The organism is Companilactobacillus kimchii DSM 13961 = JCM 10707 (assembly GCF_001435445.1).
GTDB lineage: Bacteria > Bacillota > Bacilli > Lactobacillales > Lactobacillaceae > Companilactobacillus > Companilactobacillus kimchii.
Window position 1 is genome coordinate 40,371 of the sequence record NZ_AZDH01000009.1, and the last position, 13,240, is coordinate 53,610.

Sequence of the window (13,240 nt, forward strand, 5' to 3'; positions counted from 1 at the left end):
TTATGGAAAGAATTACTTCAAATAGTGCTCCAGATGCAATTGGTCCTTATGTTCATGCTACAAGATCAGAAAATATTATTTTTACATCTGGTCAAATCGGATTAAACCCTCAAACATCAAAGTTAGCTGAGGGAATCGAAGAGCAGGCAAAGCAGACTTTGGAGAATTTGGAAAATATCTTAGAGTCTTCCAGTAGTGACTTTGAACATGTTTTAAAAGCTACAATTTATTTGGATGATTTAGATAATTTTTCTAAAGTAAATAGTATTTATCAAAATTATTTCAATGAAAATTTCTCTGCTAGAAGTGCGATTGAAGTTTCCAAATTACCTATGGGAGCTAAGGTAGAAATAGAATTAATTGCTGAAACAAAATAGAATTTAAAAACAATGATGAGACGAGGACAATCTAGTCTCTCTGTAAATAGAATTGATGATTTCTTGAAGAGTGTAGACAAAACGTCGCACTCTTTTTATTTTGAGAGGATAATTCACATATATTGATATAATGTAACTTGCTAAAAATTGTTAAGGGGACAAACTATGAAAAAAGGTTTATTGCTGTTACTTCTACCACTACTTTTGACTGGCTGTTCGACGAATGTGGATACTAGTTCTAAACAAGCTGATAATCAAGAAACAACGACTAACAAAAAATCTGACTCCACTGGAAATGTTACAGCAGAGGAAATGAGTAATTGGACATATACATCTGGTGATAAAGCAGTTAAGATTTTGAACAATGATCGGCCAACAACGATTCAAGCTAATGATTTTACTCAGACTCATATAAATTATGGTGGGTTGGACAATCTAAATCGAACTAAAACGGCGACAGCATATTTAACTCGTAATAATTTGGGTAAATCTAATACGAGAACTGAACAGACGTGGCGTCCGACTGGTTGGCATAACGAACCCAAAACGGTCAACGGGACACGTGTAATTCCACAAAATAGGGGACATTTGATTGCTTATACAATGACTTTTAATTTGAATAAGTCTGGTCAAACACAACAAGGTCAGTTGGGTAGTATTGATAATCCGTATAATCTTTTCACACAAACAGAATTCTCAAATCAGAAAACAATGACTGAAACGGAACAAATGGTTCGTAATGAGTTGGCACAAAATAAAAAAGTTATTTATCAAGTAACACCAATTTTTCGAGGTAACGAATTAATGGCTCGAGGCGTTTGGGTACAGGCGTTATCAATTGATGGAAGTTTCAAATTTAACCGATATTTGTGGAATGTTCAAAATAATATTGTCTTTGATTATGCGACAGGACGGTCAACCGTAGATACAACTTTCACAGTACCCGAAGTTGCTAATAATTATCAAAATAAGCATTATAATAATAGACACAAAAATTACAGACATTATAGGAAGTATCATCATTATTATCACTAGACAAATAGGAGAGATATTTGTTTTTCTTCTGTGGTATAGACCAGTAAACAATGGTATAATGAAAACGTTAAAATTAGTAAGGAGACTCGATAATGTCATATTATATTCATGCTAAGAAGTTCTTTTTAAAAAACACTACTGAAAATGGCGGCTACCTAGAAGTTACTGATGACGGTAAGTTTGGTAAATTCTATCATGCTGACGAAGAAAAACCTGAAGGTAAAGTTGTTGACTATTCAGACAAGTTTATCGCCCCAGGTCTAGTTGATACACATATTCATGGTCTTGTAGGTCATGATGTTATGGATGACGACTTTGAAAAATTAAATGAAATGTCAGAAGGTCTATTAAAGGCTGGTGTTACTTCATGGTTGCCAACAACTTTGACAGCATCACATGACCAACTAAAACATATCTGCCAAACAATTGGTGATAATTACAAGAAGGCTACTGGTGCCAAGATTCAAGGTATTCACTTTGAAGGACCTTTCTATACAGAAAAACACAAGGGTGCACAAAATCCTAAGTACTTCAGAGATCCAGATGCCGAAGAATTTGAAGACTGGCAAGAAGCTGCTCATGGTATGATCAAGAAGATTTCTATTGCTCCTGAAAGAAAAGGCTCAGTTGAATTCACTAAAGCTGTCGCTTCAGATAACGTTGCTGTATATCTTGGACACAGTGATGCCACATTTGAACAAGCTAAAGCTTGTGTTGAAGCAGGCGCTACAGGATTTACGCATACATACAATGGTATGAGTGGTTTGAATCACAGATTACCAGGTATGGTTGGTGCAGCACTTTCAATGCACTTAGTTGATGACGAATTGATCTGTGATGGACACCACGTTAACCCATTCGCAGCAAGAATCGTTATCGAAAAGAAGGGTGCAGAACACGTTGCCCTAATTACTGATTGTATGCGTGCCGGTTTAATGCCAGATGGTGACTACGTACTTGGTGAACTACCAGTTGTTGTTGCTAACGGAACAGCCAGATTAAAAGATGAAACACATAACTTAGCTGGTTCAATCTTGATGTTGAACGAAGCTATCAAGAACGTTGTTGACTGGAACATTGCTACAGACGAAGAAGCCGTAGAAATGGCAAGTTACACAGCTGCTAAGAGTTCAAAGGTTGCTGACAAGTGTGGTATTATCGCTGACGGTAGAGATGCTGATTTCATCGTACTTGACGATGATATGACATTATCAGAAACATATCTTGACGGTGTATCAAGATATAAGGCCTAAAGATAGAGAGCGGAACAGGCCTGGGAATTTCCGAGGATTTGCCTAAGTACTGGAATCGCACGCGTACTTGGCGGGCAATTTCAGTGCTGTAGCAAACCGGAAGAAATTGGCCTGTGTAGCTCGTTTCCACTATAAAGATTAAAACATTGGTTATTCCACATGGGAAAACCAAATAATAGAACCACAACCAAAAACCGAGGCAAACCAATAAGATACCTCGGTTTTTTAGTCCCTTGCATGGCTGTTGTATACTCTACATATCGGGAGGATTACTATGAATAAAAAAATTGTTGCTCATAGAGGAATACCAACGTTAGCACCTGAGAATACTATGGCCTCATTCAATGAGGTGGTAAATCATGATGTTAAATGGATTGAGACTGATTTAAGCATCACTAAAGATGAAAAAATCTTTGTCATCCATGATGACAAATTGAACAGAACGACAAATCAATCTGGTTCAATTGAAACTATTGATAGTGAAACAGTGGCTAATGCCGATGCTGGATATTGGTTTGCTGAGAAATTTCGCGGTGAAAAGATACCAACTTTGGACCAATTAATTGATTTCCTTAATATCCATAAAATTAACGCCAATATCGAGTTAAAGGGTGTTGTAGGGGACAACGCCAACTATTTGGCTGATAAGTTAGTTGAAAAGTTTGTTGAGTCATTGGATCGATTGGATGAGCATGTTGAATTAATTATTTCTAGTTTTAATCCAATTATGTTGGAAAAGATGTATAAGTTAAGACCAGATTTAAAATATGCTGTCTTATTCAGTCGAGCAACACTTGGTGATGATTGGAATTTGGTTATGCAAGCTTGTCACGCCAAGATCGTTCATCCAGATGGTTCTTCACTAACTGAAGCTAAAGTTAAACAAATGAAGGATTATGGTTACGAAATTAACGCTTGGACAATCGATGATATTAATCGTGCGCAAACACTACTCAAGTGGGGTGTTGATGGAATAATTACTAATATTGCAGATAGAATGAGCTTTTTAGAAGAATAATATAAAAATAGTCTCGTAGAAGTTAGTGCTTTTAACTTCTACGAGACCTTTTTGTCTAGACTAAATTGTTGTTTCGGAGGATTCATCATGATAAATGACAATTCTGCAGTTCTCAGAAGGGTAAAGAACTTGCTTAAAACACGTGGTTTATTACATATCATTTTCGGATATTACAAAATCTCTTACATGTTTGATTTTGTGTCATCTCCATTTCAACCCATTTTTTGTTACTATCCCATTCGATTACATTTACCTTGACTACGATATTTTTAAATCGGTGATGTTTTGGTAAGTGTAAGCTCACATTGTGAGGCTTCGAGAAATATAAATACCATTTCTTCATTTGTATTTCTCTTACTGTTAAGTATAAACAGAATGCAAGCTAAGCCAAGATAAGTAATGTATTTCATACCCTTCGTATAATCCTCTAAGTTACACTATCTTCGAATTGCCAAGTGAGTTTTGAAGAGTAATTTCCGGGGATAGGATTACTATTGTTTATGTGTAAAAGTGGTCCTTGATCCTTATGCCACTTGATGGAATTGAATATTTGTCCGTATGTTGTTTCATTAATAAGAGTTTTATTAGTTAGTGACGTAAAAGAATCACCATCGTAATAACGTAAATCAGCGGGTAATTTAATCGATTTGTTATCCTTATTTTCGAAGTCACTTTCTTGTTTCAAAAAGAGCTTTAAAGGACGACGTTTCCGACGTTGATCGTCTATTGAAATTACCTCATTTGGATCGTTATTGGCGGAGATACGATACTTTAAATTATTGTGATTGAAAAGAGTGATTGGTTCAAAATGTAAGTCTTTGATGGATGCTGTTAATTGATTATTAATGTAGTTAATATTTAGTCTATTGCCTTGACTAGTATATTCATCAGAATCTGGATCTAATCCATGAAAGTCAATTTGAGAATCAAAGGATTCACGGTCATTGATATTTTTAACAGTGGTAGCAATGAAAAGGGTCTTCTCTTGATGCATATCTAGATTATTTAGATTGATTCTTAGTATCTGATTTTTTTCGTTAGTACTTAAAGAATAGTCAGAATTATCTATCTCAGTACTACCGATTTTAATACTTTCGATTTGGGTGTCCAAATGTAGTGGCAGAGTTACGTAAGAGTCGTGAACATCACGTTGGCTGTTATTATATAAATCAATAGAGTAATTTATCCAGTCACCATTAGTTACATCATTTAACTGATTTTCAGTATTACTCGTATCGAATGTTCCGTTAGTTATGGTTGCTGAAATCTCAACTTTAGGATCGTTTGGTGGCAGGACGTTTAAAGTAGCCGGTCCAATAAGGACACTATTGTTACCTTTTGCTTGTTTAACGACAATTTCAGCGTAATACTTACTGTTATCATCTTCAAGGCGGAGCTTTTGAGTCTCGTAAAAGGCATCATTAGAAGCAAGATTTGTTTCTGATTTAACTAATTTCATGTGTTGTGAATCAACTTGTTTATACCAATTAATAGTGATATCACCGGATTCGTCATCACGTGTATCATTATTTAATCCTTGGATTTCAAAACGAGCTTTTTTTCCTTCATGGGCGGTACGATCTACTAATCCGTTTCCAATAGTGATTTCTTTGGAATCAGAGACGACAGTATCATCCTTGTTGCTAATAGTTCCAGTCACTTTAACGATGCCTGATTTACCTTTGGTGTTAGCAAAAATACGTCCATCCTCATTAATAGTTGCTAAATCTGGTTTATCAACAGACCATTTTGTCGATTCAGTGGCGTTAAAAGGCGTGGGACTTGAGTAGGCAAAGGTTGTGCCACGGGTAATATTGCTATCGATATTAAATAGATAATCTGCCCTGGTATGAACTTTGACTTCTTTAGCAGATACGGGCTCACGTTCAACATCAACAGTGGCTACTTTGGAATAAAAGATGCTTCCAGTATAGACATGGGAAAGAACATAGGAAGTACGTAGCTGATAATATGTTTTTCCTATCGTGGTAGGAATAAAGTCAAGTGAAGAATTACCGTTTGTTTTTTTATTAACATCGGTCCAGGTTATACCATCAGTTGATTGCCACCAATGATATTGTGGTACTAAGAAAAAGTTAGACAAAGGAGTTCGCTCAACGTTAGTTTCGATATGGAGTTTCTCGCCCAATATAATGTAGTAATGTTCTTTAGGCTGTTCGGTATAGCCACTGGTTGTAATTGGACCAATATCCCAAAATCTTTTGGCGTCAGGACTAGGTTTAAATTTGTATGGAGGGTTTGATTCTTCAGTTTCGGCTATTATAGTTTGCTCATTTGTAATTAGGAAAAAAGCGGTTGTGAAAATTATAATGAAACTGATTAACAATTTGATTTTCAAGTTCGTATATAGTATCACAATTTTTCTCCTTAATATTTTTAGACCACAACTCATTGTATATAATGTTTGATTTTTAATAAAGACATTTTTGCATATTTTGCAAGTTTTTAGCACTAAAAAATGATTAAATATTTTTATATTTTAGTATAAAAAAACACGGAGTAATTTCCGTGTTTTTTTTATTATTTAATATTTACAAACTGTTTTGGAAGTACCACGTTAATGTAGTACTGTATTTGCCTGCTTTTAGATGATCATCATTTACATGTAATAAGAGGCCATCGTCTTTATTCCAACCGATTGAGGATAATTCTTGACCGACATCTGATTGCGATATTTGAACTTTATTATTCAAAACTTCAGTGTAATTGCCGTTGTCGTAGTATCTTAAACTGACCGGTAGTACTTCAGAATTATCATCGGTGAATTCATTTATCTGCGATACGAAAACTTTTAGTCCACCCTTATCACGTCTTTGGTCGCTAATATCAATGATATTGTTAGGGGAGTTCATTGTACTAGGGCGATGTTGCAGAGTACCTTTGCTAAAAGCTTTAATAGTGCCAAAGTCGATATCTTTAATATTGGCATCTAGACTGTTAGTAGTATAGCTGATAGTTTCAACGGCACCTTCTTTACGATAAATATTGTCATCATTATTGGTTCCATAAATGTAAGGAATGTAGGAGCGTGCCTCTTTTTGAGTGGCATTTTTAACCGTCGTATCGACATCAATAGTTGCGACTTCTTGTATATTTAAGGTGCCCAATTCAATTACAAGATCATCGGTATCATCTTCATCATTATGAATAATTGAAAATTTGTCATCGTCTAATTTTTGATCATTTACTTTAATACTATTGACCGTCGTACCTGTGTGCATCGGAATTACGTAGAAGCCGTTTTTCAAGAGACCGTCGTTACTATTATTTTTGAGGGTATCGTGGTAGACAACGTTATCACCATTTACTACATCGTAAAGGCTATGATCGTCATTATCTTCGGTGGTAAAAGTTTGATTGGTAAGTTGATTAGTGATTTCAATATTGGGGTCTCCGGAAGGAATAACCGTCAATTTAGCTTTGTTGGTAGTGATTGTTTTAGTAATTAAGTTAACTTTTAAAGTTATAACAGCTTGATAAAAGGAATCGTTATCAGCATAAGTTGTATCGGGGGTAGTATAGCTAGTTCCACCATTAGATTCAACCTTTGTCCTTTGCCCAGTATTTGGATCATAACGATACCAGTCGATCATTACAGACCCGTTATTTTCTTCATCTTCTCCGTCACCGCCAGTATTACCCTTCAGAGTGAAAGTAGCTGTTTCGCCGGATTTGACAGTTCTATCTTCTAGACCGCCACCGATTTCAACAGGGGCAGAGCCTTGAATTTTAGTTCCATCAGGATTAGTCATTGTAGCGATAACGTGAACCGTACCCGTTTTATCTTGATTGTTAGCTGTAACGAGACCTTCATTATCAACAGTGGCTAAAGACTCATCGTCAACAGACCAATCAACTGTACCAGTGGCGTTAGCCGGAGTCGCTGTAGCCTGGGCATAGGTTGTGTTAGAAAGATTGTCGCTAGTATTATAAAGGTAGTCATCGTCAACGGAAACGTCCAATTTAGTTGCATTGACTGGTTCAGGTAGAGCATGAATAGCTCCAACCTTAGAGTAAAGATGCTTTTTATTAAGACCTAAAAAGGCGTATTGAGTATCTAACTGGTACCAGGTAGTGCCAGTCTCTTTTGGTGTAACTACCAAATTTTTCTTTTGACCACCATTAGATTTACTGATTTTTGACCAAGTTTTACCGTCAGTTGACTCCCACCATTGATAACTTGAAGAATCAAAAATTCCGGTTAGTAATGTCCAAACAGAACGGCCAGTATTGGTTTTAATGGTCACTGAATTATTGACAGTAGTATAGTAGTTTTCTTTCGGCTGCAAAGAGTAACCACTAGTTAACCAGATTCCAATGAATTTAGTGGGATCTTTAGTAGGAGTATATTTAGGAGTCACAACTGTTTCTTCTTCAGCCTGACTTAGATGTTCCGTCGTGATAATTGTTAAGCTGATCATAAAAATAGGCATGATAAAAATAAGAAATCTTTTTATATTTTTGTTGATATGTCTATTAAATTTCACGAAATCACCTCCAATATACTACTATCTGAAATAATTATATTAAAAAGGTTATTGGAAAATAATTCGATCTGCACAAAATATTCTTTACTAATTTGATATGTAATTTAACATAAAAAAATAAACCCCTGAGGGTTTATTTTATTCTGGGACGTAATGAATATGACATCAACAGAGAAACAATTGAAGTAACTAAGATCACATAGAAACTAGTCCCAAATGACCCATTAGTTGTCACGGCCACTTGTCCAGTAATAGCAGTTGAATTTACTAAGCCAGCATAAAGTGCTCCGTAAAGTGCTGCGTATAAGATAGTAGGTAGAACTGTAAAAATTCTAACCAATCTGATTGTGCCACGTTTTCTGAAGTTAGCGGCAATTAAAGTAATGATTGGTGATAGGAAACAAATAATACGGATAGCCGAAAATCCATTAGTGATCCAAATCGATTGAGCACCAATATTAGCTGTGTAATTAGCAGCTGTAGAAATAGTACTCGATAAGGAGACTCCGTTTAAGAATGGCCCACCAATAGATGCAATGAAACCAATGATGGAAGAAACAATAATTATTTTCTGAGTAGTTGTCTTCTTATTGGAATGAAGTCTTTCAGTCGCAACATCTCTCTTATTGTGAGCAGGTTTTTGGTAATGTTCCTCAGTGTAATTGTCGTCAGGACTATCTGAATCTTTTTTCTTTAAGGAAGTTTCACGCTTTAAAGCTTTATTAGCGCCAGTTTCATTACCATGACGTAATTGAGACAATAAGAACCAAGCAATAAGGACAATAGCTAAGGCAATAAATCCGTAGTTACGTTTGAATACTAGTAAGATCGCTACAATAATAACGGCAATGATACTTACAAAAGCATTATTCTTGGCAAATTTTATCATATTGTGGATAAAACCATCATTAGGATCTTCTTGTTCAGCAGCCTGTTTAGCTCTAGCCGCACGTAATTCACTTTCAGTAGGTTTGAAAGGATCACTTAATGGTTCCTTAATTGGATCTTCAAAGGTATTAGCTTTGTATGGCTTTTGAGAAATAGGATTAAAATCATTCTTGTTATAAACTTGTGTCCGATCATCTAAAGGTTCAGCGGCATTCGCTTTCTTAAAAGATGAACGATCAGCTTGCTTAAAAGTTTTCATTTCTGGTTCTGAATGGGAAGGTTTTTGTTTATGAGGTTCAACTTCAGGTTCAGATTTGGTATTGCTGTATTCGCGTTGTTGAGCAGGAGCTTGTTGTAAAACAGGCTTCTCCTCAATTTTCTTAGTTGAAGGATCTTCTTGATTTAATTCTTTTTCAATTTCAGATAAAGAACGAATTGAGTCGTCGTCTTTATTCTCTGTTGTTTCAGTATTTTTCTTTTTTAGGGCCCAACCACAGTTATCGCAAAATTTTTGATCTGGATCAACTTTGTGGCCACAATTTGGACAAAACATTATTTGCATTCCTCCATTATGTTGACAAAATAAGTATACAAGACACTGTTATGTATATGAAGACATTTGATAAAAGTTCACAAAAAGGTCACATGTTGTATATATACATCCGAAACCTAATTATACAAAATATTGTTAAAGTTTGCTTAAAAATATCTTATCACTAATATTATATTTGTTTTTATATCAGTCGGTAAATCTTGAAAGTGGAGCATTATGCTGTGATTCTACATATTGAAGTGCATCTTAAGCTGTTTAATTTGTGTACCCAAAAACATATGTCACAATATATTTGTATAAGACAGGAGTAATTCGATGAAAAAAATATTAAGTGCAGAACAAGCTAAAAAAGATTTTTATAAAATAATGGAATCGGTTAATAATAATTCAACCGTGATTGAAATAAATGGAGGAAAAGAAGAGAATAGTGCAGTTTTGATTAGTGCTAAATATTATCATGCTATTCAGGAGACATTATATCTTATTAATGATGGTACCTGGGATAAGATACGTGAAATTGAAAAAGATGATTCTGAATTTATTGATATCACGGATGGCATAGATTGGGATGAAATCTAGTGGGAAATTCATAATGTGAATTTCAAGGAACGTATGTGTTCTACGAACACATGCATAATACTCTCTAAGTGACTTGTCACTAAGAGTGCATAAAAAAACCTCATACAAGCACTTGTATGAGGAAAACGACGTTTTGGTTTTGTATCAGTCAAATAAAGATAGATTATGCGCGGGAAGTCTGTAGGATTTGTAGTCAGGTAAATCAGTGAGGTTACGTCTTCCCACTAATAATTATAACGAAAGCAAAATACTTCTTGCCAATCTAGTTTGATATAAAACAATATTAGATTAATTTTTACTCAGTATAAATTCGTTTGAGTTCTGCCAATTTAGTTTGGTCAACACCTAAAGCTTTATCCAAATAATTCTCGAAACTACCATAATAGTGTTCAATGGCTTCGAAAACTGAGGTGATACTTTCTAGATCACCTTTAGTCATATTCATCTTGTTGATATCTTGATTACCATTTTCATCATTCAAAGTGGCCTCAATTTCGTCACTATCTTGATACATTAGATTAGTTAGTAGGTAATCTTTAGTAATTATTTCGTCATCAACGCCTAAAGCTTTCAGAATTAAAAGGGCACCAATACCAGTTCTATCTTTACCAGCAGCACAGTGGAAAAGCAATGATTGATGATCTTGATTGTTATTGAGCAGGCGGTCGAAAAGAAATCTGTAAGCCTCTTGACCGTGTTTGTCCAGAACGACACTTTGATAAATCAATCCCAAGTAAGAATAATCACCGTGATTGATAGCTCCAGCTAGCTTATCTCCATTACCAGTCAAAGGGTAGACGGGGTCAGAATAGATGCGATAGAAATTGGAAGTAACATCAGACCAGGTTTGTTGTTCCTGATTGGATCTAAAGTCGATAACATATTTTAAACCATATTTTTTAAGGTAGTTTAAAGAATTAGTTGTTAAATTACTTATATCCCCTGAACGAAGAAGCTTATTATATTTAATTGTCGTACCATCCTTAGTGGGATATCCACCAAGTTCACGTAAATTTATGGCACCTTCAAGATTTAAGATACGTTTCATTTTTATCCTCCCCTGTCTTGTTGCGTATTTTGGGTCATTAGAAGTAAAATAATATTTAAGGTGACTTATGGTGAAAAATAAACTTTCAATTATTATGACGGCTTATAACGTAGCTAGCTATATTTCTAGCTCGATTGAATCGGTAATCGCTCAGACTAATCATAATTTTGACTTAATCATTGTGGACGATTGCTCTACAGATCAAACTCAGAAGATAATTCGTTCCTATGCAAAAAAGTATGATTGGATCTCTGTTGTTTGCCACAAACAAAATGCAGGTGTTTCGGCTGCCCGCAATACTGGATTAGCCAGTGCCGATGGTAACTTGGTAACGTTCATTGATGGAGATGATTGGGTTGAACCTGATTATGTAGAACACTTTCTATCCAAATTTGAAGATTACGATGTAGATATGGTTACTTGTGGGTTCTTTAATGAAGGCGAAAATGGCAAAGTAAAAAATAAAGTTTCAAGTCGACAAACCTCAATCGTTGGTCGAGATGAAGCAATCAAGCAAATAATCAGAATGACAGGTACCGTGATGGGTTACACCTGGAACAAAGCCTACATTCGTTCGATTATTACTGATAATAATTTAAGATTCCAAACAGACTTAGATTTAATGGAAGATCAAGTTTTTAACGTTGAATATGCGACTGTCGCACGTCAATTTTATTTAGATAATCTTCCTTTATATCATTACATTTCTAGAAAAGACAGTATAACCAAACGTTTTGCCATGGAAAATGTGCGTGACGTTGGAGTCGCTAGAATGAAAGTTTACAAAGCAATTCGAGACAGCACTCGAAAAGAAAAAGATCAAATGGAGTAGTCGGGCTTAGCTCGGCTTTTTTTGTGTTCGAATTACCAACTAAAGAATAGCACTTTAGCGGGTTTATTTGCTTTCAAAAAAACTTTGAAACTATCCCTTGACTATAACGTGGCGTGACAGTTTATAGTATTTAATTGAAGAGAGATAAATGAAATATATAGGAGATATTAAATATGAAAGCAGTAGTTATTAGTAAGGCCGGTGGCCCAGAGGTTTTAAAGATTGAAGAACGTCCTATTCCTAAAGCAACTGATAAGGAGACTGTAATTCACATTCGTGCTTTTGCCGTTCATCGTTATGAGGTTCTAACTCGTGAGGGTGGTTCTCCTTCAGTTAAATTTCCAAGAGTTATTGGAGTTGAAGCTGTTGGTGAGGTTTTTGAACCTTCAAAGAATAGCAATCTAAAGAAGGGTCAAAAAATAGTTATCATCAATGGTGGCTTTGGTCGCCAATTTGATGGTAGTGAACAACAATATGCTTTAGTACCAGATGACATTGTTCGTCCGGTTGAATTCGATGGTTCATGGGTAGATTTTGCTAACTATCCTGAAACATTCTATACAGCTTTTGGCGCTATAAAGACAACTAAGTTACAAGCTGGTCAAACACTCTTAGTTCGTGGTGGTACGACTGGTGTTGGTATGGCTGCAATGGTTTTGGCCAACGCTATGGGTATCAAAGTTACTGTAACAACTAGACGTGAAGAACGTCGTCAAATGTTACTCAATATGGGTGCAACTGATGTTGTGATTGATCAAGATGGTAAACTTCAAACTGAAAAAAATTATGATGGTTTAATTGATATGGTTGGGGCTCCCGTTCTTAGTGATTCACTAGCACATGTTAAACGTGGTGGAGTTTATACATTGGTTGGTTTGTTAGCCGGTGAATGGTTATGGAAGAACTTCGATCCATTTGAAAATATTGGTGGCAAGTATATTACAGCCTTTGATGGTGTAGATATTAGTAATGAATTAGTCGCTGAAATGTTCAAGTTGATCAACGATAATCATTTGACGATTCCAATTTCTAAAGTCTTCAAACTTGATGATATTCAAGCAGCTCAAGAATACGTTATGAAACATGACCGTCCAATGGGACAAGTTATTGTTACAACCGACTAAAAATAAATTTATACATCCCGTGAGG

11 protein-coding genes are annotated in these 13,240 nt (G+C 35.4%); 7 read left to right on the forward strand and 4 right to left on the reverse strand.

The window, feature by feature from the left end; genetic code table 11:
• The first annotated feature begins 2 nt into the window (after positions 1 to 2).
• From FC97_RS04525 to FC97_RS04540, 4 genes are all read left to right on the forward strand, one after another.
• Positions 3 to 377 carry a Rid family detoxifying hydrolase gene (locus FC97_RS04525; protein WP_054642806.1) on the forward strand — a complete coding sequence of 125 codons (375 nt, stop codon included), beginning with the start codon at positions 3 to 5 and terminating at the stop codon, positions 375 to 377.
• Between the two features lie 165 nt (positions 378 to 542).
• A complete protein-coding gene (locus tag FC97_RS04530; protein ID WP_054642807.1) occupies positions 543 to 1,412 on the forward strand; it encodes a DNA/RNA non-specific endonuclease in 870 nt (289 codons plus the stop codon).
• Positions 1,413 to 1,504: 92 nt separating this feature from the next.
• Entirely contained in the window at positions 1,505 to 2,665 is a 1,161-nt protein-coding gene (nagA, locus tag FC97_RS04535; RefSeq protein ID WP_025085849.1) for an N-acetylglucosamine-6-phosphate deacetylase, read from the forward strand.
• 274 nt (positions 2,666 to 2,939) lie between these two features.
• On the forward strand, positions 2,940 to 3,683 hold the full coding sequence (locus FC97_RS04540; protein WP_054642808.1) for a glycerophosphodiester phosphodiesterase family protein: 744 nt from the start codon (positions 2,940 to 2,942) through the stop codon (positions 3,681 to 3,683).
• 427 nt (positions 3,684 to 4,110) lie between these two features.
• On the opposite strand, the gene FC97_RS04550 is transcribed toward FC97_RS04540, so the two are convergent.
• The 3 genes from FC97_RS04550 to FC97_RS04560 all read right to left on the reverse strand — a co-directional run bounded on the left by FC97_RS04550 (position 4,111) and on the right by FC97_RS04560 (position 9,632).
• Positions 4,111 to 6,060 (reverse strand): hypothetical protein, encoded by a 1,950-nt coding sequence (locus FC97_RS04550; RefSeq protein ID WP_056967872.1) that lies wholly within the window; start codon positions 6,058 to 6,060, stop codon positions 4,111 to 4,113.
• Between the two features lie 175 nt (positions 6,061 to 6,235).
• Positions 6,236 to 8,191, reverse strand: a complete 1,956-nt coding sequence (locus FC97_RS04555) for an Ig-like domain-containing protein (RefSeq protein WP_054642812.1) — start codon at positions 8,189 to 8,191, stop codon at positions 6,236 to 6,238.
• A 133-nt stretch (positions 8,192 to 8,324) separates the two neighbouring features.
• Positions 8,325 to 9,632 (reverse strand): zinc ribbon domain-containing protein, encoded by a 1,308-nt coding sequence (locus FC97_RS04560; protein ID WP_054642813.1) that lies wholly within the window; start codon positions 9,630 to 9,632, stop codon positions 8,325 to 8,327.
• 315 nt (positions 9,633 to 9,947) lie between these two features.
• Here FC97_RS04560 and FC97_RS04565 point away from each other — a divergent pair, with 315 nt between their 5' ends.
• Positions 9,948 to 10,211 (forward strand): type II toxin-antitoxin system Phd/YefM family antitoxin, encoded by a 264-nt coding sequence (locus tag FC97_RS04565; RefSeq protein WP_054642814.1) that lies wholly within the window; start codon positions 9,948 to 9,950, stop codon positions 10,209 to 10,211.
• A 295-nt stretch (positions 10,212 to 10,506) separates the two neighbouring features.
• Here FC97_RS04565 and FC97_RS04570 read toward each other — a convergent pair whose 3' ends face one another.
• Complete coding sequence (locus FC97_RS04570) at positions 10,507 to 11,259, reverse strand: tyrosine-protein phosphatase (protein ID WP_054642815.1); 753 nt, start codon at positions 11,257 to 11,259, stop codon at positions 10,507 to 10,509.
• A 67-nt stretch (positions 11,260 to 11,326) separates the two neighbouring features.
• Between FC97_RS04570 and FC97_RS04575 the strand changes: the two genes are divergently transcribed.
• Together FC97_RS04575 and FC97_RS04580 are read left to right on the forward strand one after the other, a co-directional pair.
• The gene (locus FC97_RS04575; RefSeq protein WP_054642816.1) at positions 11,327 to 12,091 is read left to right on the forward strand and encodes a glycosyltransferase family 2 protein; all 765 of its coding nucleotides are present in this window, start codon (positions 11,327 to 11,329) and stop codon (positions 12,089 to 12,091) included.
• 173 nt (positions 12,092 to 12,264) lie between these two features.
• Complete coding sequence (locus FC97_RS04580; RefSeq protein WP_054642817.1) at positions 12,265 to 13,215, forward strand: zinc-binding dehydrogenase; 951 nt, start codon at positions 12,265 to 12,267, stop codon at positions 13,213 to 13,215.
• Positions 13,216 to 13,240: the final 25 nt, after the last annotated feature.

Coding starts and splice junctions, on each gene's coding strand:
- FC97_RS04525 (WP_054642806.1), top strand. CDS start 3: ATGGAAAGAATTACTTCAAATAGTGCTCCAGATGCAATTGGTCCTTAT.
- FC97_RS04530 (WP_054642807.1), top strand. CDS start 543: ATGAAAAAAGGTTTATTGCTGTTACTTCTACCACTACTTTTGACTGGC.
- nagA (WP_025085849.1), top strand. CDS start 1,505: ATGTCATATTATATTCATGCTAAGAAGTTCTTTTTAAAAAACACTACT.
- FC97_RS04540 (WP_054642808.1), top strand. CDS start 2,940: ATGAATAAAAAAATTGTTGCTCATAGAGGAATACCAACGTTAGCACCT.
- FC97_RS04560 (WP_054642813.1), bottom strand. CDS start 9,632: ATGTTTTGTCCAAATTGTGGCCACAAAGTTGATCCAGATCAAAAATTT.
- FC97_RS04565 (WP_054642814.1), top strand. CDS start 9,948: ATGAAAAAAATATTAAGTGCAGAACAAGCTAAAAAAGATTTTTATAAA.
- FC97_RS04570 (WP_054642815.1), bottom strand. CDS start 11,259: ATGAAACGTATCTTAAATCTTGAAGGTGCCATAAATTTACGTGAACTT.
- FC97_RS04575 (WP_054642816.1), top strand. CDS start 11,327: ATGGTGAAAAATAAACTTTCAATTATTATGACGGCTTATAACGTAGCT.
- FC97_RS04580 (WP_054642817.1), top strand. CDS start 12,265: ATGAAAGCAGTAGTTATTAGTAAGGCCGGTGGCCCAGAGGTTTTAAAG.